This window comes from Novosphingobium sp. (genome assembly GCF_036733805.1).
Lineage (GTDB): Bacteria > Pseudomonadota > Alphaproteobacteria > Sphingomonadales > Sphingomonadaceae > Novosphingobium.
Genome location: NZ_DAIMZT010000014.1, coordinates 23,568 through 48,157, shown reverse-complemented (window position 1 = coordinate 48,157; position 24,590 = coordinate 23,568). Strand labels below are relative to the sequence as shown.

17 protein-coding genes are annotated in these 24,590 nt (G+C 59.5%); 4 read left to right on the top strand and 13 right to left on the bottom strand.

The window, feature by feature from the left end:
* The first annotated feature begins 265 nt into the window (after positions 1-265).
* Positions 266-2,317: a TonB-dependent receptor gene (locus V7D69_RS05585; protein ID WP_324063301.1), complete on the top strand. Its 2,052-nt coding sequence runs from the start codon at positions 266-268 to the stop codon at positions 2,315-2,317.
* A gap of 358 nt (positions 2,318-2,675) precedes the next feature.
* Here the strand turns inward: V7D69_RS05585 and V7D69_RS05580 are convergent, their stop codons facing one another.
* The 5 genes from V7D69_RS05580 to V7D69_RS05560 all read right to left on the bottom strand — a co-directional run bounded on the left by V7D69_RS05580 (position 2,676) and on the right by V7D69_RS05560 (position 9,327).
* Complete coding sequence (locus tag V7D69_RS05580; protein WP_324063299.1) at positions 2,676-3,986, bottom strand: LLM class flavin-dependent oxidoreductase; 1,311 nt, start codon at positions 3,984-3,986, stop codon at positions 2,676-2,678.
* 14 nt (positions 3,987-4,000) lie between these two features.
* Positions 4,001-5,392 carry an MFS transporter gene (locus V7D69_RS05575; RefSeq protein ID WP_333605286.1) on the bottom strand — a complete coding sequence of 464 codons (1,392 nt, stop codon included), beginning with the start codon at positions 5,390-5,392 and terminating at the stop codon, positions 4,001-4,003.
* Complete coding sequence (locus V7D69_RS05570) at positions 5,389-7,815, bottom strand: TonB-dependent receptor plug domain-containing protein (RefSeq protein ID WP_324063295.1); 2,427 nt, start codon at positions 7,813-7,815, stop codon at positions 5,389-5,391. The genes V7D69_RS05575 and V7D69_RS05570 overlap by 4 nt, the downstream gene beginning before the upstream one ends.
* 187 nt (positions 7,816-8,002) lie before the next feature.
* Positions 8,003-9,052, bottom strand: coding sequence for a YeiH family protein (locus V7D69_RS05565; protein WP_333605291.1), 1,050 nt, complete (start codon positions 9,050-9,052; stop codon positions 8,003-8,005).
* Between the two features lie 26 nt (positions 9,053-9,078).
* Positions 9,079-9,327: a DUF6356 family protein gene (locus V7D69_RS05560; RefSeq protein ID WP_324063293.1), complete on the bottom strand. Its 249-nt coding sequence runs from the start codon at positions 9,325-9,327 to the stop codon at positions 9,079-9,081.
* 122 nt (positions 9,328-9,449) lie between these two features.
* Between V7D69_RS05560 and V7D69_RS05555 the strand changes: the two genes are divergently transcribed.
* Both V7D69_RS05555 and V7D69_RS05550 read left to right on the top strand, forming a co-directional pair.
* The gene (locus V7D69_RS05555; RefSeq protein ID WP_324063291.1) at positions 9,450-9,908 is read left to right on the top strand and encodes an Lrp/AsnC family transcriptional regulator; all 459 of its coding nucleotides are present in this window, start codon (positions 9,450-9,452) and stop codon (positions 9,906-9,908) included.
* 130 nt (positions 9,909-10,038) lie between these two features.
* Entirely contained in the window at positions 10,039-11,436 is a 1,398-nt protein-coding gene (locus V7D69_RS05550; protein ID WP_333605285.1) for an FAD-linked oxidase C-terminal domain-containing protein, read from the top strand.
* Positions 11,437-11,459: 23 nt separating this feature from the next.
* Here the strand turns inward: V7D69_RS05550 and V7D69_RS05545 are convergent, their stop codons facing one another.
* The gene (locus V7D69_RS05545; protein WP_324063288.1) at positions 11,460-11,996 is read right to left on the bottom strand and encodes a MarR family winged helix-turn-helix transcriptional regulator; all 537 of its coding nucleotides are present in this window, start codon (positions 11,994-11,996) and stop codon (positions 11,460-11,462) included.
* 362 nt (positions 11,997-12,358) lie between these two features.
* On the opposite strand from V7D69_RS05545, the gene V7D69_RS05540 reads away from it, so the two are divergent.
* Positions 12,359-13,321: a PDR/VanB family oxidoreductase gene (locus V7D69_RS05540; RefSeq protein WP_324063286.1), complete on the top strand. Its 963-nt coding sequence runs from the start codon at positions 12,359-12,361 to the stop codon at positions 13,319-13,321.
* A 92-nt stretch (positions 13,322-13,413) separates the two neighbouring features.
* Here V7D69_RS05540 and V7D69_RS05535 read toward each other — a convergent pair whose 3' ends face one another.
* The 7 genes from V7D69_RS05535 to V7D69_RS05505 all read right to left on the bottom strand — a co-directional run bounded on the left by V7D69_RS05535 (position 13,414) and on the right by V7D69_RS05505 (position 24,521).
* On the bottom strand, positions 13,414-15,573 hold the full coding sequence (locus V7D69_RS05535; protein WP_333605284.1) for a prolyl oligopeptidase family serine peptidase: 2,160 nt from the start codon (positions 15,571-15,573) through the stop codon (positions 13,414-13,416).
* Entirely contained in the window at positions 15,563-17,563 is a 2,001-nt protein-coding gene (locus V7D69_RS05530; RefSeq protein WP_333605283.1) for a S9 family peptidase, read from the bottom strand. The genes V7D69_RS05535 and V7D69_RS05530 overlap by 11 nt, the downstream gene beginning before the upstream one ends.
* A 14-nt stretch (positions 17,564-17,577) precedes the next feature.
* Positions 17,578-19,671: a TonB-dependent receptor gene (locus V7D69_RS05525; protein WP_333605282.1), complete on the bottom strand. Its 2,094-nt coding sequence runs from the start codon at positions 19,669-19,671 to the stop codon at positions 17,578-17,580.
* A gap of 112 nt (positions 19,672-19,783) precedes the next feature.
* On the bottom strand, positions 19,784-22,015 hold the full coding sequence (locus tag V7D69_RS05520) for a TonB-dependent receptor (protein ID WP_333605281.1): 2,232 nt from the start codon (positions 22,013-22,015) through the stop codon (positions 19,784-19,786).
* Positions 22,016-22,178: 163 nt separating this feature from the next.
* On the bottom strand, positions 22,179-23,201 hold the full coding sequence (locus V7D69_RS05515; RefSeq protein WP_333605280.1) for a FecR family protein: 1,023 nt from the start codon (positions 23,199-23,201) through the stop codon (positions 22,179-22,181).
* Positions 23,198-23,719, bottom strand: coding sequence for an RNA polymerase sigma factor (locus V7D69_RS05510; RefSeq protein WP_324064050.1), 522 nt, complete (start codon positions 23,717-23,719; stop codon positions 23,198-23,200). The genes V7D69_RS05515 and V7D69_RS05510 overlap by 4 nt, the downstream gene beginning before the upstream one ends.
* The gene (locus tag V7D69_RS05505) at positions 23,691-24,521 is read right to left on the bottom strand and encodes an IclR family transcriptional regulator (RefSeq protein ID WP_324064049.1); all 831 of its coding nucleotides are present in this window, start codon (positions 24,519-24,521) and stop codon (positions 23,691-23,693) included. Before V7D69_RS05505 ends, V7D69_RS05510 begins: the two co-directional genes overlap by 29 nt.
* Positions 24,522-24,590: the final 69 nt, after the last annotated feature.

Genomic DNA, 24,590 nt, shown 5'->3' with positions numbered 1-24,590 from the left:
TATGCCGCACCGCCTTTTTGAACCGTGATTCACGGAGTGCACGCGGTCGCAAATCGAGCAAAATTCCTTGTGGGGAGGAAAAATGATTACAGACATAGTTGACGCCGCTAAAGAAATAACTTTTCGATCAACGGCAAAAAACGGCGTTTCCATATTCGCAATTACTGCATTTATCTTATTTTTTCCGAGCGAAGAAGCTTTAGCTCAAGACGCCGCAGCGCAACCAGCGACAGAAGTCAGTCCATCTTCCGGCATGGCTGATATCGTGGTCGTTGCGCAAAAGCGCGCAGAGAACGTGCAGGATGTTCCCATCGCCATCACCGCGGTGACAGCTGAGCAACTTGGCGCCGCCGGCGTAGCCAATACTTCGGACCTGACGATGGTGGCGCCCAGTCTCAACGTGGGCTCGAACGCCGGCTATTTCCTGCCGCGCCTGCGCGGGGTCGGTAACCCGACTTTCGGTCCGGGCATCGAAAATGCTGTCGCCACATTTGTTGACGGCGTTTATGTCGCCGCGGTTCCGGGAACGCTGCTTTCGCTCAACAGCATCGAGCGTGTCGAAATCCTGAAAGGCCCTCAGGGAACCCTGTTCGGACGCAACGCGACCGGCGGTGTTATCAACATCATCTCCAAAGAGCCCAAGGCCGGCTTCAGCGGCAATGGCGACGTATCCTATGCCAATTATAACACTTGGACAGGCAACTTTTACGTCACCGGCGGATCTGACGTTTTCGCCGCCGATCTTGCCGTGCGCGCCTCGACGCAGGGCGATGGTTACGGCAGAATGCTGCCAAGCGGCGGGCAAGTAAACAAGTTGGATTCCGACGTTGCTGCCCGGGCGAGCTTCGTCTTCAAACCAGGCGACACCACTACCATCCATTTCGCGGCCGATTATGCCGACCGTCGCGGCGATCTTCCTACGTTTCGGCAAGTTGCTGACGAACTGCCGTTGTTTGGGCCTCCCCCTTCCGGAGGTCCTTGGGACACGAACAACAGCTTTCGATCCCGGCTGAACCTCAAAAACTCCTATGGCCTGACATTCCGGGTCAATCAGGAACTGGGCAACATCGATTTCGTGAGCATCACGGGCTATCGTAAAGTCAAATTCGACATCAATTTCGATTACGACCTAACTCCTACTCCGGCCCTGGATTTAACGGCCAATCTCAACGACAAGTCATTCAGCCAAGAATTTCAATTTATTTCGAATAATCACAGCCCTCTTCGCTGGGTCGCCGGCCTTTATTATTTCTGGGACAAATCGGGATGGTTTTCCGAAATCGTCCAACAAGGCCCTGCGATTCAGCCGCCTTTCTTCACCACCAACGTCATCACCAATTCATTTCAGAAAACACGGTCAGTCGCGGCATTTGGCCAGGCCACGTATGATTTCGGGCAGGGAACCAGCCTGACGCTGGGCCTTCGCTACACGAAGGATCGTCGATCGGTTAAAGGCGATACATCGGCCATCGTGGTAGGAGGTATTCCTATTGGCGTGATCCAGGCGGGCGATGCCAGCAAGACATTCAGCAAGCTGACCTGGCGCATGTCGCTCGATCACCAGTTTTCGCGCGATATCATGGCTTACGCCTCATACAATCGAGGGTTCAAGAGTGGCGGTTTCAACGCAACTTTATTGACCGATCCGCCATATGACCCGGAAGTGCTCGATGCCTATGAAGTCGGTTTGAAGAGCGAACTGTTCGATCGGCACCTTCGGATGAATCTGGCTGCGTTCTATTACGATTATTCCAACATTCAGGTTCGCTATTTCCCGCCGAGCGGGCAGATCGGCGTCAAGAACGGGGCTGCGGCTAAGATATACGGTCTGGAACTGGATGCTACGGCGCTTCTTACCAATCGCTTCCGGATCACTGGCGGTTTGACCTGGCTTGATCCTCATTTCGGCGCTTTCCCCAATGCCGATTCCTTCGTGCCGACCGGCACTGGCGGCAATGCGCAAATCAAAGTCGATGCGACTGGCAATCAAATCCCTTTCGCCAGCAAGTTCACCGCGACTTTGGGCGGTCAATATCGCGCACCGTTCCTGGGTGGCGAAGTGACGGCAGACGTCAATGCGCTCTACAATGACGGCTTCTTCACGGAAGTCGATGATCGGCGTAGGCAGGGCGATTACCTGCTGTTGAACGCCGGCCTCAGTTGGGTTGCGCATAATGAAGCCTATTCCGTCAGCATATGGGGTAAGAATCTCACAAACGAGGCCGTGCTTCTCGGCCTGGATGGTGCGGTTCACGGCACCGCGGCATCTTACCAGCCGCCGCGGACCTATGGCGTCACCCTCGGTTTCAAATTTTGATTTGTACCGTGGCAGCAACCGGGCCTCTTGCGTCGATTGTGATCGACGAAACCAAGCGATGGCTGATGTAGCGGCTGTTATGGACTGATAAGGCCGAATGGATTCGAAGGCTTGGACGAAGAACCGTCGCAAGCCTTATCCATCTGCCGTATGCGATGCGGATATTGCACGCTCGACACTGTAAAGTGGCGAGCGCGCCGGTTATCGCGGCACCAAGTGCAAGACGAAGTTGAGCATTCACGGAGACAATCCTGGCCATCACCGACGAAGTGAAATAGCTCGAACAAGTCATTGCGCGAACGCTGATCGGGTCACCGTTGGGTTTCGTAGTCAGCTTTCGTCGATGCCCCCGTCAGCATCATCCATAGCGACTGGGCACTTCAGGCAAACCCAGGTTGCCGCGCAGCGTGTTTGCCACGTAATCTTCACGGAAAAGTCCGCGCTTCCTCAGGATCGGCAACACATGTTCAATCACATCCGACAGGCTGTCGTTATTACCGACGTTCAGAATAAACCCGTCAGCCGCACCGTCGGTGAACCAGCGTTCGAACTCATCGGCCACCTTTTCTGGACTGCCTATGAAGCCGGTTCGCGGAATAGCCTGATCCATTGCTACCTGTCGTAATGTCATGCCGTTGTGCGCGGCTTTCTCCTTGATCTGGTTGGTTCGGCTCTGCCAGCCGCTGGCGCCGGCTTCACCCAGATCGGGAAACGGGGCGTCGGGATCATACTGCGAGAAGTCATGGCCCAGGAACAGGTCCTTTAGCGTTACCAACGCCTCATCGAGGTGGACGAGTTGCTTAAGCTCTACGAAGCGCCTCTCTGCCTCTTCAACGGTCGACCCGATGATCGGGGCGACGCCAGGCATCATCACGATCGCGTCTGGCGATCGGCCCGCCTCTTCAACCGCAGCCTTGGTCGCACGATACTGCTTTGAAGCGATCTCGAACGATCGCGCACCGCCGAAGATCACTTCCGCATTGCGCGCAGCGAATGCGATTCCCGCGGGCGACGCGCCCGCCTGCGCTATTACGGGATGCCCCTGCGGCGGCCGCTCGATGCAAAGCGGACCCGCGACGGAGAAGTACTTGCCCACGTGGTCGAGCGGATGAAGCTTGGCCGGATCAAAGAACCGCCGGCTTTCGCGATCGCGCACGAACGCCCCTGCCTCCCAGCTATCCCACAAACCACGGACGACCTCGAGATACTCGGCCGCGCGGGCATAGCGTTCGTCGTGATCGAGCAGCGTGTCCTGGCTGAAGTTCCTGGCTGCGTCCGGATGCGCGGTCGTCACGATGTTCCAACCCGCGCGGCCTCCGCTCAAATGGTCGAGCGAGGCAAGCTGGCGCGCGACGTTGTAAGGTTCACTGAAGGTCGTGCTGATCGACGAGATCAGGCCAATGCGAGAAGTCACGGATGAAAGCGCCGACAACAGCGTCACCGGCTCGAAGCGGTTGAGCAGGCCCGGCCAGGAGGTGGGGTTACAATAAGGCGCGTCGCCCACAAAGACGAAGTCAAGACACGCCGCCTCAGCCTCCTGCACGATCCGTCGCTGATAATCGAGGTTGATGTCGCCATCGAGCTTGGCGCGCGGGTCGAGCCAGCTCGACTGTGTTTGTCCAGTCGCGTAGACTACGGTGCCAAGCCTCAGACCCGAATGTCGCGCCATCTCGTTCTCCGATCTTATTGTTGATGCACGCAACCGTCGTCACGCGCGGGTTGACTGAAAACGCTCTTGTCCGGTTCGGCCTCCGATGGACAGACGCTGGTCTTGGACGCCGACGCCCTTCGCGCTGGCGGCACCGGATAGGGGTATGCCTTCAGCAGGGCGAACAGCACGATCGACACCAGCAAACATGCCTCCAGCACCGCCAGTGCCGAAATATATGAGCGGCTGGCGTCAAACAGCGCCCCGATAACGATTGGCGCGGGCGCGCTGAACAGCAACAGGACCGGCATGAGCGATCCGTAGATCTTGCTGAAGTTGCGGACCCCGAAATACCGCGTGATGAAGTATGAAGTCATGCTGATCTGGCCACCGATGCCCACGCCGTACAGGAAGACGCTGGCGATCACCGGCACCGTGCCGCGACTGGAGAAGAGCAAACCAAGGCCCAGCGCCGAGGACGCGGCGAAGGGGACAATGACCCTTGGCGTATCGAACCGATCAAGCAGGAGACCAGTGGCCATCTGCGCGAGAACCCCTCCCAACGCGACAACCGAGACGCCGAACGTGGCCGTTGCGGCGTCGATTCCCCGTTCGGACATGATGCCGATAGCGTGCGTGCCGAAGCCGAAATACACGAACATGCCAGTGATCTGCGTACCTAGAACCAACCAATAGGATTTGCTTCTCACTGCATTAAGAATGCCGATCGGCGGTGCTCCGTCCGGATGCACCTCATTGCTGATCGTGCCTTCATCTGTCCGGGAAACCGGCCGCTCGCGAAAAAAGAGGAGCAGCACTGGGAACGCGATGAACAATTCGCCCAGTCCGAACCCGAGATAAGCGCTGCGCCAACCGAAACGTTCGAGGAGAAGCCGCGCAAGAGGGGGGACGATGACCGAGCCGAGCAACGATCCCGCGCCGAGAGCAGTCAGCGCGATTCCGCGCCGCCGAAAAAACCAGGTGGAGATGAGCTTGCTGTAAGCAACCGCACCCGGAGTAGCCATGCCCAGCAGGAAATGCACCGCATAGAAAAGGGGCAACGACGGCCCGATCAGCGACAAGCTGCTGAGCAGCAGGCCCGACGTTATTGCCAATGGCAGCACCACACGGCGCGCTCCCACCCGGTCCACCACGGGGCCGAACAGTGGTGCGCCGACGCCGACACCGATGAACAGCGCGGTTACCGCCGCACCGATTTCCGCGTGAGACCACCCGTAATCGCCGGCAATCACCCCGATGAAGATGGTGATGGCAGTATTTGCCACGATCAGGCCGGCGAGCGTCGAAGCGACCAGCGCAGCAAAGATCACGGCCACCGAACGCCGCGAAAACTCGGAAGGCGAGACGGGTTTTCGGCGCAGCGAGAAGCCATCAGCTTCAGCTGCGCCGTTGACGGGAGCCGTCACCGGAAGTGGGCCGAGACGCGCGCGTAATAACGCCCGCCGTCGGCTTCGTAAGGACGGAATGCAGGATAACGGAAGCCCAGGAAGGATAGACCACCCTTGTAGCTGTCGGGATAATTGTTGAAGATGTTCTCCGCGCCGAGCGTCACTCGGACTTCTTCGGTCACGGCGTAGGAGACGGACGCGTCAAAGAAGGTTTCCGGTCCGAATCTCTGGTTAAACTGGGGCGGGAAGAACGGCAGCGCATCCGTAAAGGCGGCGTAGTAGCGCCCTCGCACCGACAGCCCCACCCGGCCGATCTGATAATCGGCCCCGACATTCGCAGTATGATGCGGCAAGCGATGCTCAATGTCCTGCACGAGGTTCCCGTCCACGATCTTGGGATCCCCGCCACTCACCCGTGACTGGTTGTAATTGTAGGCAGCGGTGAGCGATAGCTGCCCATTGCCCGCGCGCGTCGAATAGACGGCCACGACGTCGAGACCATTAGTACGGGTGTCATATCCATTGATAAAGAAACGGAACGTCGAAAGCTGCGCCGCTTGGCTGACTCCCTGAGCGATAAGCACAGCTCGCTGTTCCGGCGTAAGGGTTAACACCGAGGTAAGGCCCAGCCGATTACGAATGTTGATATGGTAGTAATCGGCCGACAGCGTCAGCCCTTCGATGGGCATCAAGACGAAACCCGCGCTGTAGTTGGTCGCCCGTTCCGGAACCAGGGGCTTTCCGCCGGCGAGACGGGCGATCGGGTTAGTCGATGGGATGAGGCCGTTGGTCAGGATAACCTGAGGGGCCGGAGGTGGATTGTTGGGGTCCGGGTTCTGAGTGGTGTTGGTCAGGTTCTGCTGACCGATCGTTGGGGCGTGGAACCCCGTGCTGACGGCGGCGCGCAGATTGAGCCACGGCGTCAGCTTGTAACGGCTGGAGAACTTATAGTTCCAGGTGGAGCCAAAATCGTCGAAGTTCTCGAACCTCAGCGCGCCGCCCAGGTTGAATCGCTTGTCTAGATCGATATCAATGTCAACGTAAGCTGCGCGGCTATCGCGTTTCCAGGATCCTGCCTGATCGGGAGTCGGCGATGGAAAGCCGTTGGCGCCCGGCGGCAAGTCGCTGAGCGGACCGACCGCATATGCCGCGACGTCGCCCACATTGATCTGATAGCGCTCACGCCGCCACTCACCCCCGAAGGAGATGCTGATCGGCCGATAAAGCCCGACTTCCGCAAGCCAGGTGAAGTCGGCATTGGCGGCATACTCTGTCTGGATCTGGCTGCCCGTGTTGAAAGACGTCGGCGATTGCGGACCGAGCGACGCATTGATCGAGTTCGACAGGCTGTAGCCTATTCTGTTGCGGCCATACCGGCCACTGACATCCCAGCGCAAATTGTTGGTAATCTCACCCCGCAACCCGGCGACGATGCTGGTATCCTTGGAATCGGAGCCGAAACGCGGGCTGAACCCGTTGGGATAGACGCTGGTGAGGTTCCAGGTCGGGAAAATGAACGGCGGATTGTCCTGGAAAAACGACCGGGCGTAAACCGCATTACCCGTGTCCCGATTGAGGAAAGGCGCGCGACTCTTCGTCCAGTTGTAATTGCCGAACGCATAAGCTTCCACCCCGTCCGACAGCGCGTACTTGGTGTTCACGAATATTTTCCAGCTCTGCACGAAAGGCTGGCCTATCTTGGTGACGGCAGTGCCGCGATCCGTCTCGCCCTGTGACGAGAACTCGCCCGCAACGCTCAGAACTCCGCGATCACCAAGGGCGAGACCCGCCCTTCCCGCCGCAAGATAACCTTCGCCATCGCCTTTGTAATACTGACCTGCCTGCGCATCCAAGTCGAACCCAACCCGATCTTCAAGAATCAGATTGATGACGCCCGCTATGGCGTCCGACCCATATTGCGCTGAAGCGCCGTCACGCAGCACCTCTATCCGCGAGAGCGCAATCTGCGGGATTTGCGCAAGGTCGACCGCTTGCTCTCCACGCTGCGGCGTGCTGATGAACGCTGAACGATGCCGACGCTTGCCGTTGACCAGAACGAGCGTCTGATCCGGCGAAAGACCGCGCAGCGTCGCCGGGCGAACGAAGGAGGCCCCGTCGAACGTCGGCAACCGCTGCACATTGAAAGAGGGAATGAGGCGCGCAAGCTTGTCGTTGAGGTCAGGCGACGGCGTAGATGACGCCAAGTCGTGCGCGCTGACCACGTCAACCGGAACGCTGGATTCCGTCGCGGTACGCTCAGTCCGGCGAGTGCCGGTCACAATGATAAGATCGCTCTGATCCGCCCCTTCGGGCGCGGTCGTTTCAGCGGCAAGGGCCGCATCCCCCGCTGTCAACAGCGCCGTGGTGCCAATCGTTGCAAGAAGGCGGACAATTGTCTTCCGGAAGGAAATCGAGCCTCGATTCATGTGCAGATAATTCATGCTTCCCCCTGTTTTTTACGTTTGGGTCAGGCAACCTCGCGACACTGGAGGGCCCCGAGCACGGCGTGCCCCCCTGCATTATCCGGGGCGTGCCGATGAACAACAAACTTATGGTGTGCCTTGCATGACCTAAACTTTTTGCCGAGCGGGGCAGTGTGTTCACGAGCCTCGCCACGAATTTTCGTTTTCAACCAATCAGAAGTGCTCCTCCCACCGCGGCGCCGAACACAAGCAGCGTAGCGAAGAAAATGATGATAAGCGGCCGCGGCCCCGCTGCGACAAGTCGGGTAATCGGGGCTCGAATGCCCGTCGCCGTCACCGCCGCCGCTAGCAGGGCGACCGCGATGACATTCGCACTGTCTGAGGCGCGGGCCGGTATCCAGCCCAGCGAGTTGACGCCTGCCACCGCAAAGAACCCCGCGACGAACCAGGGCACCGTGGGGCCCCGCGCTCCGGTAGAGCCGCGGGGCAGCGAGGCGGCGACAATTGCCAGCACAGGCGCGAGCAGCGCGACGCGGGTAAGTTTTACGATTGCCGCTATCTCGCCAGCCCTCGGCGAATAAGAATATCCCGCACCCACCGCCTGGGCGACGTCGTGTATTGAGGCGCCGAGAAGGAAACCAGCCTGCAGGTCCGTGAAGTTCAGCGCGTGGGCAACCAGCGGATAGATCGCCATCGCTCCCGCACTCATGGCCGAGATGCCGACCAGCACCAGCGTCAGTTGCCCGTCGTTCGCGCGCCGAGCGCCCAGCGTTGTCGCGAGCGCCATTGCCGCACTGGCTCCGCAAATGCCCACCGCTGCCCCGGCCAACGCGCCGAAAGCGATTGTTTCTCCAAGGACACGAGCCGCGATGATCCCGGCGGAGATGGCAAGCGCGACGACGCCGAGGATCGCCACCATGGCGACCGGGCCTAGGGCAATCATCTGATCGATGTGCACGCGCGCACCGATCAGCACGATGCCAAACCGAAGCAGGGAGCTTGACGCGAAATCGACGCCTGGGGCGGATTTCCGGTCGGCCCCAAGGAAGTTGAGGGAAAGTCCGACCAGCAAAGCCATAAGTGTGAGAGGCGCGCCGTAACGATCAGACAGGAAACCCGCCGCAAGCGTGCCCAACGTAACCACGGTCAAACCCGGCGCGAGATGGCGCCACGTCAAACGAGCGGATGGCTCGATGTCACAGAACAGGTCAGCGCCGCGGATGGTCGACACCTTGCAAGAGGCGGCCCGTTCCATCTCGTCAGCGCAGTTTGCCATGCGGATCAGCCCCGCCGTGCCGGCGGGGCGGCTCGGCCCGAGGAAGAAACCGTGCGATTTGCAACCATGCGGTCGTGGAGACGCATGACGGTCTTGCTGGCCGTCCGAACGAAGAGGCTGGGGATGACTGCATGGACGAGGCAAGCTGCCCCGGCGACCAACATCGTACCCGCAAACCCGCTCGCCTTGCGCAAATGCTCGAAATAGGTCTCGCCCACGCTTCGGGGATGGTCTCGGAACAGGCGATCGAACATCCGGCTCTCCTTCTGGGGAGGAATGCTAGATTAGGATTCGCGAAAATGGCTTCTTTTATTTTAGCTCTAGTAGCGAATATGTAGGATACATATCCCCATATTACCCATTTTTGGAGAATATAATGCTGGACACCACGGATCGACGGATCCTTGCGCTGCTGCAGGAGGATGCCACCATCGCGATCGCGGATATCGCCGAACGCGTGGGTCTTTCAGCCACTCCCTGCTGGAAGCGGATTAAACGTCTGGAGCAAGCCGGAATCATTGATCGCCGCGTTGCGATCCTGAATCGCGCCCGGCTGGGGCTTGGGGTGACAGTGATCGTCGCAGTGCGGACGGCCCGCCACAGCGAGGATTGGTTGCAGACCTTCGCGGAAGGTGTAGCCAGAATACCCGAGGTGCTAGAGTTCTACAGGATGAGCGGAGAGATCGACTATCTCCTGAAAATCGTGGCGCACGACATTGCAGATTACGATCGCATTTATCGCAAGCTAACGAAGGTGGCCGATCTGCGCGATGTCAGCTCATCCTTCGCGATGCAGGAGATCAAGTCCACGACATCGCTTCCTCTCTTCGAGTGACGGAGTAACCGGACAGCATGGCATGGCTCTTCTCTTGCGATCGGTGAAAAGCTTCGGATAACTATTGTGCCCGTCGAGAGTTGGTCGATCTGCATGGGCCGATCGCGCTAGGCCAAGGAAGGTCAAATCGATGAATCTGCCCATTCAGCAGATCGCCAAACCCTTGCCATCCGCCTTCATTGAAGGGCTTGAGCAGATTTTTGCGGAGCGAGCTATCCTGGCGCTTCCTGCCCGAAAGCACCACGGAGCAAGCGAAAGCCACTATCCTAATCTGCCGCCCGACGCAGTCGTTTTCCCTTTTTCGACGGAAGAAGTCATCGAACTGGTGAAGCTCTGCAATCGCTTAGACGTACCGTTGATCCCCTATGGCGCAGGCACTTGCATGGAAGGGCAAACCACGGCTCTCTTTGGCGGCGTCTGTGTCGATATGTCTCGGATGGACAAGGTGATCGCCGTCAACCACGAGGATTTTGACTGCGTCGTCCAAGCCGGCGTCCGGCGCGAACAACTCAACGACCATTTGCGAGACAAGGGCCTTTTCTTTCCAGTCGACCCCGGCGCCAATGCGACGATAGGCGGGATGGCATCAACGCGGGCCTCGGGCACAAATGCTGTCCGCTACGGGACGATGCGCGAGGCGATCCTGTCTCTGCGCGTCGTCACTCCTGATGGAAGAGACATCAGAACCGCACGGCGCGCGCGCAAATCGGCCGCAGGCTACGATTTGACGCACCTGTTTATCGGGGCGGAAGGAACGCTAGGCATCATCACCGAGATCGCGCTACGTCTACATCCTATCCCGGAAGCGATTTCCGCAGCCACGTGCGGGTTTGGAACCCTGGAAGGCGCAGTTGCTACTGTGGTGCAGGCGATACAAGTGGGAGTGCCTTTGGCCCGCGTGGAATTGCTGGACGAAGTTCAGATACGAGCAGTCAATTTGCGTTCAAAGCTAGCGGAGGCAGAGCTTCCTACTCTTTTCTTCGAATTTCATGGCAGCATCAGTGGTGTCCAGGAACAGATTACACTGGTCGAGGAACTGGCGATGGCAAATGGAGGGCACGCCTTTCGCTGGGCACTGAGGCCCGAGGAGCGATCGAAACTGTGGCGCGCCAGGCATGAGGCATATTACGCTGCGGTCAATCTCAGGAGCGGATGCGTCGGCTGGACGACAGACGTCTGCGTACCCATCAGCCGCCTTGCCGAATGCATATTGGAAACCAAGGCGGATTTGCGTGCATCCACCCTACCTGCTCCCATTGTAGGCCATGTGGGCGATGGCAACTTCCACGTGATTTTCGTGCTGGACCCCAACAGCGAGACCGAGCGGGCAGAAGCGGAACGCCTCAACGCGAACATCATAGAACGCGCCTTGTCGATGGAGGGAACCTGCACTGGGGAGCACGGGATCGGGATCGGAAAGCAGGAATGGCTGGTCAAGGAATTGGGCGAAACAGTCGAGCTGATGAAAGTTCTCAAGACCTCCCTCGATCCCAAAAACCTCTTTAACCCCGGAAAGATTTTTCAGTAAGTGCCGGTGATCGGCGGCCGTTCTTAGTCCGTGTCCACATCGAGGTGTTCCTCCAGATGAAGGAGTATTTTCTCAAGGATATGCAGCGCGGTTTGTCGTTCCTCGGCGGTAAGCGCGGAGTGGGGGACGACGGAGGAATCGGCCAGAGCGGTAAGGGCGTTGTCCGCAGCGGCAAAGCCCTTGTCAGTCAGGCGGATGAGGGAGCCGCCGCTTTTCTCCGGCCCCGGCTGGCGATCGACGTAGCCGGCAAGAACAAGCCGATCGACTTGCTTGGTGATCGCGCCGGAGGTGACGAGCAGCGAACGGAACAACTCGGTCGGGCGCAACGCATAAGGTGACCCGGCACGGCGAAGCGCGAAAAGCACCCGCATTTCCGCGCTGCTGATGCCAAAGTCCTTGCGACAATGCTTGTCATGCACGGCATCAATGATCCGCCCCACGCGCTGCGCATAAAGCAAATATAGATAATCCACCTGATCCAGGTCCGGTCGTTCACGCCTCAGCGACGCGGCAATGTGGCCGGCATGTATCTTGGAATAGGCCACTTTCGGCCGAGGCATCGATAACCCTTTCCAACAACGACGATCACCCTGCTTGAAGGAAGACGAACAGACAGGTCAAGACCTATCGCAATCTGCCGCAGCGTCGGCCAGCGGAAGATCAAAAGGCGCCCCATTTAGACGCAGATGTCGAATAACCGCTTCCCTGGCCTCTGAGAGAACCGCAACTATCTTGCCCCTCTTGAGCTGGACGATATCGATCAGGGCCGGCTTTCGCTCCCTGGCAGGAACGTTGGCCCATTTGTTTCCATGGAAACTTTATATTGCGATCCCGTCTTCTTGATCCTATCAGGAAGACCTCCAATGGCGGCATTTCATCTACAACCGGATTTTGACCCCCATATAATATTGATAGGCCGAGGATGACCGAACCACTGTTTCCTGCCCGTATTGTCGCGATCGAACTCGCGGCTGAGGATATCCTCTCATTCACGCTGCATCCGTTGGACGCTGCATTGCCGGACGGGATCGATCCGGGGAGCCATATCGACGTTCATCTGCCCAACGGCATGATGCGCAGCTATTCCCTGTCGAACGGGTACGATCAAAGACTGGGCTTCCGGCTGACCGTGGCTCGCGATGCCAACAGTCGCGGCGGCTCCACTTACATGCATGACAAGCTGCGCGTCGGCCAGATCATCGACATCAGCAAACCGCGCAATAATTTCAAACTGGCGGAAGATGCCGCGATGTCGGTGTTCTTCGCTGGAGGGATCGGTGTCACCCCATTTCTCCCCATGATAGCCAGGCTCAATCAGGTCGGCAAACCGTGGCGCCTCTATTACTGCACGCGAAATGAGGAACGCGCCGCACTGGTGAATGAGATCAGGCAATTGGAAGCGGACGGCGTCGGCCAGTTCATTTCACACTACGACGACCGGGACGGTCTTTTCGATCTGAAGGGAACGCTTGCCGCGCTGAGCGGCGATACCCACGTCTATTGCTGTGGCCCGAAAGGCATGCTGGACGCATTTCGCGCGGGCGCACAAGTCAGCGGCCTCGGCAGCGATCGTGTTCATTTCGAATATTTCAACGCCGATGTGGAGAGCGCAACCGAAGGCGGTTTTGTCGTGGTTCTCAACCAGTCAGGAGCCGAAATCAGGATCAATCCTGGCCAGACTATTTTGCAAGCGCTCACCGAGCATGGCGTCAATGTGCCCTTTTCCTGTGAAGAGGGCATCTGCGGCGCCTGTGAAACGCGGGTTATCGAAGGCGTTCCGGATCACCGGGATATGATCCTCAGCGATGAGGAAAAGCGGCAGAGCAAGACCATGATGGTGTGCTGCTCGGGCTCCAAGTCAGACCGGCTGGTGCTCGATCTATAATCGCTGTTCGATCGCCAGGGCCCCAATGGACCCGGGCGCCTGCACACCCGCGACTCTTTCGCTCGCCAGAACGCCTCATTCCAAATGCACGTCTAGTTCGCGCTCATTAGCGTGTGGACCAGGAACGTCATTCGATCGGCCATCAGATCGGGACGGCTGAGCGGGTCACTGACGCCGTGACCGCCTTCCTGATCTTCAAGGTAGTAAACGGCAGCCCCCGCTTCTTCCAGCTTGGCGGCCAGTTTGCGGGCATGACCGGGACCAACCCGATTATCAGATGTGGCCACTGAAAGCATGAAGGGCGGGTATTTCTTGCCCTTCACCACGTTCTGATACGGCGAATAGTGGGTAATAGCGGCCAGCATTTCCGGATCCTTGGCATCACCGTACTCGTTGGTCCAGGCCGCGCCCATACCCATGTACGAAAGACGGACAAGATCAGTAAGCGGAACGTCGCTGACAATGGCGCCATAGATATCCGGTCGGCGAGTGCCCATCACGGCGGAAAGCAGCCCACCGTTGGACATTCCGAACACACCGATGCGATCGGGCGTGGTGAAGCCGCTGGCGATGATCGCCTCCGTGACGGCGGCGAAATCGTCATAACTGTTCTCGCGCTTTTCACGGATAGCGGCCAGATGCCAGGCTTCGCCGCGTTCACCGCCGCCACGGATCAGCGGCACCGCGAGCGCGCCTCCGCGATTGAGCCAGATTACGAGCGATTTGCCGCCCACGCCATGGTCGAGATACTCTGGCGTCGTGCTAATACCGAAGGCGCCGTAGCCGGTCATCAGCATGGGGGTGGACTTGGCCGCCGCTTTGGGGCGAAGCAGATAATAATCGACCTGTGTTCCATCCCTGGACGTAGCGCTCTTGAGATCGACCACGAACTTGTCGGCGGCGAACGCCGCTTTCTCACTGAACAGCGTGGTGGTCTTTCCCGCGCTTACCAATTCGACGCGGTTCGGGACGAGATAGCCGGCGCGCTTCAAGACCACGGCATCGCCAGCCGGATCCACCGTATCGAAGCCAATGTTGGTGCCGATCGGTTCCGGCTTGCCGCGCGCCACCACCCAGCCGTCAGTGCCTGCCTTCAAGTCGGTCAGCTGTTGAACGCCTCGTTTGTTGAGAACGATCTTCAGGCCGCTTCTTGTCGGCGCCATGCCCATAAAAGCATCAGTGACGAACTCATCCTTCTCGGGTCTATACGCAACGGACAGCCGCTTGTCCGGCGCCACCGAGGGATTGAAATCGTAAGCGACGATGCTTTCGGCGGGCGCGACCTTGCCTTGGACCGTGGCTTCCTTCCCGAGTTGCGCGAAGACTCTGCCGCCATTGGCGACGGGATATCCCATCTTCAGATTACGTGGCAGCGGCAGTGCCTGCGTGCTGCCGTCCAACCGAACACTGAAATATTCGAATGTGGAATAATCAATCGCTTTCATGATGATGCCAACCCGATCCGCGCCTTTTCCAGTCGCGGCAAGCAACATCAGTGAATCGGTCGGTTCCGCCGTGTAAACGATTTTCGCAGACGACAGCGGAGTTCCCCGCTTCCAGAGGTAGACCGCCCTCGCCCAGCCCGAAGGCAAAGTTGCCGCACCTTCGGCAGTATGCTGCAGCAACAGGGTATTTGAATCGAGCCAGACCGCAAAAGCCCGGCTCGCGGGCGTGCGGAAGCCATCGGGCACGAACTGTCCGCTGGCCAGATCAAATTCCCGCAGCTCCACATCATCGGCTCCAGCGGGGGAAAGCTGGAGAATGCACCGGTTGTAAGCAACCGGATCGCAATCGAGCGACATCGCACCGAACCGAAGTTCGTAAGACTTGCCCTCCGCCGCATTCAGGGCATCCACATCGAGGACATCCCGCCACGCACCCGGCGTTCCGTCCGGACCGCGGCGACTGACCGACAACACACCATGCGGGTGAGCCACCGAACGCTGGAGCTTCAGCGCATATGGTCCCGCCAGCATGAAGTTGGGCGCCGAGTCCGATGCGGCCAGCGCGGATTTCAGTTCAGCGCTGATCCGGGCATGTTCAGGCATCGCCGCGATCTTCGCCTTTGCCTCCTGGGTCTGCTTGCGGGCCCAATCGAGCGCACGTGCGTCCGTGGGAGTCTCCAACCACTGATAAGGGTCCTGGGCTTCTGCCTCCTGCATCACCGCGTTGCTGCCCTCAGCCGTCTCCGCATATGCTGGCTGAATGGCGATCAGCGCCAGCGCCAGCGCCAGCGCAAGACTACCGCGCATTGTTTGTCCCTTTCAGATACTTATCGAACCAGGCCACGGTCCTTTCGGCGGCATCGATCTGATTTTCGCGCCGCATAAAGCCATGCCCCTCCTCCGCATAAACCTTCGAGTCCACCGTCTTGCCCGCTTCCTTGAGGATGTTGACGATCTGCTCAGCCTCGTACGCGGGCACCCGGATGTCGTTCGCCCCCTGAAGCACAAGAAGCGGCGCCTTGGTGTTCCGCAAGTATGTGAGCGGACTGACCCGTGCGTACACATCCTTGTCTTTCACTGGATCGCCGATCAGGCCGCGCTGATACTCGCGCAGAGCCGGCGAACCGCGCTCCCACATCGTGTTCCAGTTGACTATCCCATATTGCTCGACGCCCGCGGCCCAGAACTCTGGCATGCGGGCCACGGCCATGACAGTCATGAAGCCGCCGTAGGAACCGCCGGTTATGCCGATCTTTTTCGGATCTGCGTAACCGGAAGCCACGAGGAACTTGGCGGCCCAAGCCTCGTCTTCCAGGTCACGGCCGCCAAGATCCCCTCGGTTCGCCGCCTCGAAGGCGCGTCCATAGCCGGTCGAGCCGCGAACGTTTGGCGCAATGACCATGTAGCCTCTGCTTGCGAGGGCGATCGCGGTTCGCTCAAACTCGTCATAAGTCTGCGCGGTTGGGCCACCGTGAGCCAGCACGACCACCGGCGCAGACCCATCTCTCTTGAGGTTCCACGGCATCCAAAGGACGGCGCTCACCACCGTCCCGTCCGCGCTCTTGTAACGCACGATGCTGGTTCGCGGCAGAGCATCGGCATTGATGCTGGCAAGGCCGAGATTCGTCAGCCGCTTGGCGCTGCCGCCGGCGAGGTCGAAGACCCAATAATCGAACGGAGAGCTACCCGAGGAATGGGGGAAAAGCAGAGCCTTACCATCGGGCGAGAATGCGGGCATCGTACCGAAGTAGTCGCTGGCCCTCCCCTCCGGCAAAGGCAGTCGGCGAGCAGTCTCACCGGCAAGGTCGAATAGATGGATTTCATCGCGGCCATCGGCGTTCGTTATGACGAGCGCTGTCTTACCGTCGGGAGAAAAAGCACCCCCCTCCTGCGGCCAGCCGCCGGGCTGCATGAAAGTTCGTGCACCGCTCAGAAGGTCAAGCATCACCGCCTGGCGCAATCCGGCGGCGTTTTCACTCGTTAGCGTGAGCATCTTTCCGTCAGGAGACAATGCTCCAGCGGATTCATAAGGATGCCCCTTATCTCCAGCGACCTTGGCGGCCACTCCGCTGGCCACATCAATCCGCCAGACGCTGCTTTCGGTTTGCCCGGCATTCGTCCTGTTCGCGTAAACGAAGCGGCCGTCGGGGCTAAAGGCGCGGGCGTACCAGTAAGTGCCGGGCACTTTCTCTTGAGTGAGCAGGCGGACTTTCTTGTCTTCGAGAGACATCACCGCGACGTTTGTGCTGGGCTCGCTCGCGACACGGCGGTTGAAGGCCAGAAACCGTGAATCCCGACTTATCGCGAACGGTCCCGTCTCTGAGACGTCGACCGATGCGGTGAGGTTGACGGGCGCTCCACCGTTCGCTGGAATAGAGTAGATGTCGTAGATCTCGCGCCCGTCCACATCGCTGGCATAAAGGATCGCCTTTCCGTCCGGCGTTGCCGCAGGATAGAAGGTCTTATTCTCCGATTGCTGAAGTTGAAGCGGGAAACTTCCGCTTCCGGCAACGCGCCAGAGATTTATGCGCCCCGTGATATCCGTTGACAGAACCACTTGCCCGTCCGGTGTCCAGGTCGCGAAATAGCTGGAGCGGGTGAAGAACAGGTCCGGGATCGGCACCGGGCCTGCATCTTCCCTCGCCGGCGAAACGAGACTGCGCGGATCGGTCAAAGGCCGATCCGGCGCACCACGCAGCACCGGGGTTCCGGGACGACCGGGATCGAGCGCGGTCTCCTGGGCAGCGCTGCCTCCCGCGGTCGCGAGAAGCAGCGCTGCAAGCAGTGTCTTGTGCATTATCCGCAAACTCCTTAACGGGCGGGACCGCCGAACGTGGCGCTCAACTCGATCCCGAAAGTCCTGGGCCGCAGGCGAGGAGAGGTGATGTCGAGATCGCCAGGACCGAGCGGCTGAACGCTGCGGAAGCTCGTCGCGCCATTGTCATTGGTCAAGTTGTCGGCGAATACCGCGAGGGAAATCCCCGCCATCTCCACGCCGGCCCGCGCGTCCACTCGGTTGATGTTGTCACCAGGCAGATATCCCGGAAAAGAGTTGAAGCGGCGGGGGCTGCTGTGCTCCCACCCGACCCGACCGAACCCGGTGACCTTCTCGGAAATCGGCGCGCGATAATCGGCGGAAGCGTTAGCTGTGAACTTGGAAATGTCGTCCACCGCCGCGCCATCAACGATGCCCGTTCCCGGCACCGAGCCGGAATAAGTCGCATCGACATAGGAGCCGTTCGCCATGAGTGTCAGACCGTCCACGGGACGAAGGGTGGCGCTTAGCTCGACACCCTTCGTGTGAGTCCCCTTCGAGTTGATGAGACCGTTAAATCCGGTGGCCCCGATCGGAATGCGGACGGTCACGTCCTTCCAGTCGCTGTAATAAAGTGAGCCTTCCAGCGTAAGCAGGCGGCCGAACAATTGCGCTTTACCGCCCAGTTCGTACGTCCAGATGGAATCCTGCGCGAGTGCGGGCGGAAGCGGGATGCCGAATTGCTGACCGAGCGCGACAGCGATGGTCGGTTGCAGCTGACCGGCGCGAAAGCCCTTGGCCGCGCTGACATAGATCGTGGAATTTCGTTCGGGATGCCAAGCGATCGAAAAGCGGGGGTTCCAACTCTTGTAAATGTCGCCCGGCTGATTGGTCACGACGCCGGAATTGGTTTCAAAACCGTAGAGGTGCTCGTGATAATAACGCAGCCCTGCCGTGACATCGATCGGGGCAAACGGCAGCGTATATGTGGCCTCACCGAAAAGCGCGCGCGCCTTGCTGGTCACTTGGCTGGTATTGTTGATCCCGAATAGAGCGAAAACGAAACCGTCGTCGCGTTTGGCGTCCCGAAGGTAACCGCCGATCGTCCACTGGAGAGGACCGGTGCCCTTCGACGCCAATCGCGCCTCGTGCGCATCAACCTTGATGTCGATGGTGGCATTCAGGATACCGCCCAACAACGGCCCCGCTTCGGGCAAGCCGAACTTGCTATGCGAATAACCATAGAACGCTTCCGCGCCGCCGAGATCGTAACGCGCCGTTATCCCATAAAGGCGGTATTTGACGCTGTTGGAAAGAACCGAACTGCGCGACTGCTGGCCATCGTCCGTCGCGGCGGAGCCGCCACCGGGGAAATTGCCTTTATAGAACCAGTAGCTGCCATTGATGGACAGCCGCTCCGTGGGGTCGAAGCGGGCTTTCGCCCGGAAAGTCGTGTAAGTCTGGCTGTTGAGATTGTGCTCACCGGCCGCATCGTTATCGACCCAGCCCGGCAAGTGCTCGCCCGTGCCCGCTACGCGAACGCCGAGGACTCCCGGTACGATCGGCGCATTGAACGCGCCCTTGATCCCCTCGTTAGTGCCGCCGCCCTCGGTTCCGGACAGATAGGCCGAACCCTTCGCTTCCCAATCGTCAAGATCGACGGCCTTGGTAAGGATGCGCACCGTACCACCCATGGACCCCTCACCGAACAGCGTCCCCTGCGGGCCGCGCAGGATTTCCACGCGGTCGAGATCCCAGGCCCTGACATCGGGAGACAGCGGAACCGTTACGCCCGTGAAAGGCAGATCGTCGAGATAATAGCCGTTCTCATTCGCGCCCAGCGACGTCGAAATACCGCGGATCGTTATCTTCGAAATACCATTGCCTTGATCGTAGATGCCCACGCCCGGCGCTTCCTGAAGGAAGTCCGCCAGATTTTGCGCGCCTCGCTTTTCCAGCGTATCGCCGCTGACCGCGGAAATGGCGATCGGCACATCGATGGCGCGTTCTTCACGCTTGCGGGCTGTGACGAGAATTTCATCCGGGTTCGAAACGGCGGGACCTGCTGCGCTATCCTGAGCAAGAACCACCCCCGGCATGAGCCCGGCCAAAATCGCCATCACCGAGCAGGTGTAATTGATAAGCCTCATGGTAATGCCTCCCTTTATGCTTGAGAGGCATGACGCGCGTGAGCACCCGAGGGACAGTTCACGTTACAAAAAAATTTCAATCCGAGGACATTTCCGTGGCATTGCGGCGCCTTCATCGATCGCCGGGCACGAGGAAACTGAGCTCGATACCCAGGGTGCGCGGGCGCGGGCGATTTGCCACTACGTCGAGTTCATTCGGCGCGATCTGTTGAACCGTTCGAAAGCTCTCGGCCCCGTGTTCGTTCGTGACGTTGTCGGCGAAGAGGGAAATTGAATATCGCTCCGCCTCGATACCGAACCGCACATCAATGCGATCAATCCGATCGCCCGGCCGATAACCGGCAAACGAAGCGAAGCGACGCGGACTGCTGTGCTGCCAACTTACGCGGGCGACCCCTGATAGTGTTTCATTGACGGCTTTTCGATACTCGGCTGACGCGCCGGCCGTGAATTTTGCTACGTCTTCCACCGCTGTGCCGGCTCGAATGCCAGTCCCAGGCACGGGCGCGGCATACGTGGCGTCGGTATAAGAACCGCTCGCCATGAACGAGAGTGCCGGAATGGGCCGACTTGCAATACTCAGTTCAACGCCCTTCATGCGCGTGCCCTTGGAATTGACGAGGCCGTTATATCCCGTGTCACCCAGAGGGAGCCGCACGGCCACATTCTTCCAATCACTGTAATAGGCGGCGGCCTCCAACGTCAGGCGTTTGTCGAGCAACTCGGCTTTCCCGCCGATCTCGTAGGTCCAGATGGAATCCTGAGCGAGGATATCGGGCAAGGCGATGCCGAATGGCCGGGCCAGCGCCACAGCCACGGTGGGCTGCAATTGCCCTCCCCGGAAGCCCTTTGCTGCACTGACATAGACAGTGGAGTCCTTCCGAGGATGCCACGCCACGGAAAATCGGGGATTCCAACTGTGGTAATTTCCATCCGGCTGAACGGTCATCACACCGGTATTGGTTTCAATGCCGCGAAGATGTTCATGATAATACCGCAGACCCACCGTGAGGCCGACCGGCGCAAATGGGATAGTGTAAGTCATCTCCCCGAACACCGCGCGTGCCTTGCTCGTCACCGCGCTCGTGTTGTCGACGTCGAATAGCGGAAACTGAAGACTGTCATCGCGACTGGCATCCCGCAGATATGCGCCGAAGGTCCACTGCAATGGCTGGATGTTGGTGGACGCCAGCCGCGCCTCATGCGCATCGACCGTGATACCCGTCCTAGTGTCAAGGTGCCCGCCAGCGGCGGGGCCGGATTGCGGCAAGTCGAACCGACTGTGAGAATAACCGTAAAAGGCGCGGGCGCTGCCGAAATCGTATAGAGCGCTGAGGCCCGCAAGGCCGTATTTCACGCTAGACGCCAGCACGGTTGCCCGAGACTGCTGCCCCGCATCCGTGGCGGTGGAATCGCCGCCAGGGAATGTTCCCTTGTAAAACCAGTAGCTCCCGTTGATGATCAACCGCTCCGTGGGATTGAACCGAGCCTTCGCGCGGTAGGTCTTGAAGGTCTGATCGTTGAGATTGTGTCCACCGGTCGCATCGTTATCAACCCATCCCGGCAAATGCTCGTCCGTTCCGGCAACGCGCACAGCGAGCATCCCCGGCACGATCGGCGCGTTGAAGGCTCCCTTGATACCCCGGTTCGTGCCGCCTCCATCCGTTGTCGAGAGGTAGGCATCGCCTTTGCTCTCCCAAATGTCGAGATCGGCGTCCTTGGTGAGAATCCGCACCGTACCGCCAAGCGATCCCTCTCCGAATAGAGTTCCTTGCGGACCGCGCAGAACCTCTATGCGATCAAGGTCCCACGCCCTGACATCAGGGGATAGCGGAACCGTCACGCCCGTGAACGGCATGTCGTCGAGATAATAACCGTTCTCATTGGCGCCGAGGGAGGTTGAAACACCGCGAATCGTCAACTTCAGCAAGCCGCTGCCGCGATCGTAACTTCCCACGCCGGGAAATTCCTGAAGGAAATCGGTTACTGCGCGGGCGCCACGCTGTTCCAGCTGTCGTCCGCGCACCGCCGACAGAGCGACGGGAACATCGACCGCCCGCTCCTCTCGCTTGCGCGCAGTGACTATAATTTCCGAAGGCCGCTCCACCTCCACCGCCACTTGGACAGCCTGCGGGGTCGGGGGTGATTTTGCGCGGCTGGGCAAGAGTTTTATAATGAAAACATCGGCGCTTGAGCGGACGAAACCCAAGCCCGTACCGAAAAGCAACTTCTCCAAGGCCACCTCGGGCGGAAACGATCCGACGAGGCGATGCGATTTGCGGCCGCGCACGCTCGCGGCATCGAATGCGACCTGTGACCGCGAGACGCGGGCAAAAGCGCGCAAGGCGGCTCCCAGGTCCTGGGCCGGTATTTGGAACGCGAATGCTGCCGTCTGGCAATCCGCCGAAAAAGACACACACGCCGCCGGAAGACATATCGCAGCGGCAAAAGCACCCCGCGCAGTCAGCACCTTTCTTCCATCCAACGAAGAAAAACGCTCGCTTCCCTCATGGCTTACTCAACAATATCCTTCCACCCTGCCGCTGCGCGCGAACGCCACTCAACTGGCGCAATGCATCTATAAAGCCCGCCGGGTCATTGTCTTCGAAGACGCCTGTTACGCGAACCGAAGCGGCCCCGGTGTCCGCCACTTCAAGCGGTTCGGGCAGATAGCGGTTCATGCGTTCCACCGCCAGCGGAAGCGGCTCGTCATCAAAGCTGACTTGTCCCTGCCTCCAACTCGTCGACAAATCGACCTGCCCGACATGAGCCGCGCCACGGCCAACAGCGGGAAGTGTCAATTCACTTCCTGGCTTAAGCATATCATCGATCGGTCGTTGCTGGCGGCCTGATCCAACGGCGCGGCCGTCGCCATCAAGAATCGCGACATGTCCTTCAAACAAGATCACGTGCACTTCACCGCCCAACTTCTCGACACTGAACGAGGTTCCCGTTGCAACGACAACCTTGTCCCCCACCGACACGGAGAAAGGCCGAAGCGGATTATGCACCACATCAAATTTGGCGCGCCCCTTGTTCAGGACCAGGGACCGCCGCCTGGAGTCGAAACTGGCCTTCACTTCCGTATCGGCGTCCAGCGAAAGGCGGGAACCGTCTTCCAGCAGGGCCACCTGCGTCTTGCCTATCCCTGTTCGGTAAGCGTCTGCAGCCGGGTTCATGAGCCAGACGACCAGAAATACCGCCGCGACCGCGGCGGCGGCAGCGAAGGTCCAGAAGCCGCGACCCCAGCGACCGTTCCCCTGTTTTCTCCAACGCGCGGCGCTCGCCACACGGTAGGCTTCCAGCGCTTGCGCGCGCATGCGGACGACCTCGGGAGTGCTGCCTATCGCCTCGGTAATGTCCCAAACTTCTGCCGCTCGCTGGAAGGATTGGTAATTTTCCGGGTCCTGTATCCAAAGGTCCAGTTCGACACGGCGCTCCGCAGGCAGCTCACCATCGGCCAGCTCAAGACACCACGCCGCGGCTTCCTCATCGCGGTCGGGGCGTGCCTGATCCTCGACGGCGGTCATTGCTCTTCCTTCAGGGCACGCGCGATAGTCGCCATTGCTTTCGCAACCTGCTGTTTGACGGCGCTGGCGGATATCCCATAGGCCATCGCGATATCGCCCTGACTGATCTTCTCGAACCGGTAAAGAATGAAGATCGCCCGCGTGCGTTCCGGCAAAGCCGCCAGCGCCGCCATGGCGATCGTCAACTGCTCCTGCTCCTGAAGGATCCTGTGCGCGTCCAGCGGATCGCGATGGCGATCCTGCTCTGCGATAGTTGCCGCGCGATAGCGATCGCGAACCGCACTTCTGCGCTGACGATCGATCAGGAGATTCTGCGCGATCTGGAACACATAGCTGTCCCCCCGCCCCGTTCCTTGTTCAAGAACGCGTATCAGGACCTCCTGCGTCAGGTCTTCCGCTTCCGAACGATTTTGCAGCCGGCGCAGGAAAAACGCCTTGAGCGCAGGCCGCCACCTGCGCACCAGCTTGTCCGAAGATTGGTCATCTTCCTCAATCACGGGAGGAGTGTTGTAACTCATGCAAGGGTAATACGCACGAAGATGACATCGGGATAGGCGATCTCCTCGCGCCGTCTCCAGTGCGATTAATCTTACCGATACGCCGGGAAACCTTTAGCGCGCACGCCTGAAGCGCGCTAAGCGCCCGCTCAAGCTCCAATACGGAGTCGGTCATGGAAAGAGAAATGGCCGCCACAACGCTTTCGCCCCGGAACGCAGGCACCGCCACACACACGAGATCATCGGCAATTTCCCGATCATCGATAGCATAGCCACGCTCGCGCGTCTCAGCCAACAACTCGCGGATCGACTGAGGATCAATCACGGTTCGCCTTGTCAGAGGCACGAAAGGACCGGCAGTCAGATAGGCTTCCCGTTCGGCGTCAGCCATATGCGCCAGGAGCACGCGCCCGATGGCAGAGCAATAAGCCTCAAGCTGACCACCCTCCGCGGTGAACAGCGGCGTCCCTCCTCCGTGCTCCTTAATGACGTAAGTAATCATGTCGCCATCCATGACACCCAGATGCACGGTCGCCCGGCATTCGCGAGCAAGGCGCCTGAGCAGCGGCCGCGCGCAAGCGGCCAACGACGCGCTGGCATCGCAGTGAGTCCCGAAATCGCTCAACGTCAGACCGGCCACGTAATGCCCGCGCTCTGCGGGCGCGAGAAATCCGTGATTGCGAAGGGTCTGGACCATTCGATACGCGGTTGAAGAGGGAATGCCCAACGCCGCAGCATGTTCGTTCAGAGGATTCTTCCCCTCATCCCGGACCATTCTGTCAAGCAGTCGAAGCAAGCGATCCGCCACCTTGTTCTCTTCCATACAGCAATCATATTCCCGTCATATGAGAAAATGCAAGTCTCCAGAATTGCGCCCGCGGCTTCGAAGACC

Excerpts from the sequence above, each read along its gene's own strand:
- V7D69_RS05580 (WP_324063299.1), bottom strand. The coding sequence starts at position 3,986 with ATGGCGCGACATTCGGGTCTGAGGCTTGGCACCGTAGTCTACGCGACT.
- V7D69_RS05570 (WP_324063295.1), bottom strand. The coding sequence starts at position 7,815 with ATGAATTATCTGCACATGAATCGAGGCTCGATTTCCTTCCGGAAGACA.
- V7D69_RS05565 (WP_333605291.1), bottom strand. The coding sequence starts at position 9,052 with ATGGAACGGGCCGCCTCTTGCAAGGTGTCGACCATCCGCGGCGCTGAC.
- V7D69_RS05560 (WP_324063293.1), bottom strand. The coding sequence starts at position 9,327 with ATGTTCGATCGCCTGTTCCGAGACCATCCCCGAAGCGTGGGCGAGACC.
- V7D69_RS05555 (WP_324063291.1), top strand. The coding sequence starts at position 9,450 with ATGCTGGACACCACGGATCGACGGATCCTTGCGCTGCTGCAGGAGGAT.
- V7D69_RS05550 (WP_333605285.1), top strand. The coding sequence starts at position 10,039 with ATGAATCTGCCCATTCAGCAGATCGCCAAACCCTTGCCATCCGCCTTC.
- V7D69_RS05545 (WP_324063288.1), bottom strand. The coding sequence starts at position 11,996 with ATGCCTCGGCCGAAAGTGGCCTATTCCAAGATACATGCCGGCCACATT.
- V7D69_RS05540 (WP_324063286.1), top strand. The coding sequence starts at position 12,359 with ATGACCGAACCACTGTTTCCTGCCCGTATTGTCGCGATCGAACTCGCG.
- V7D69_RS05535 (WP_333605284.1), bottom strand. The coding sequence starts at position 15,573 with ATGCGCGGTAGTCTTGCGCTGGCGCTGGCGCTGGCGCTGATCGCCATT.
- V7D69_RS05530 (WP_333605283.1), bottom strand. The coding sequence starts at position 17,563 with ATGCACAAGACACTGCTTGCAGCGCTGCTTCTCGCGACCGCGGGAGGC.
- V7D69_RS05525 (WP_333605282.1), bottom strand. The coding sequence starts at position 19,671 with ATGAGGCTTATCAATTACACCTGCTCGGTGATGGCGATTTTGGCCGGG.
- V7D69_RS05515 (WP_333605280.1), bottom strand. The coding sequence starts at position 23,201 with ATGACCGCCGTCGAGGATCAGGCACGCCCCGACCGCGATGAGGAAGCC.
- V7D69_RS05510 (WP_324064050.1), bottom strand. The coding sequence starts at position 23,719 with ATGAGTTACAACACTCCTCCCGTGATTGAGGAAGATGACCAATCTTCG.
- V7D69_RS05505 (WP_324064049.1), bottom strand. The coding sequence starts at position 24,521 with ATGGAAGAGAACAAGGTGGCGGATCGCTTGCTTCGACTGCTTGACAGA.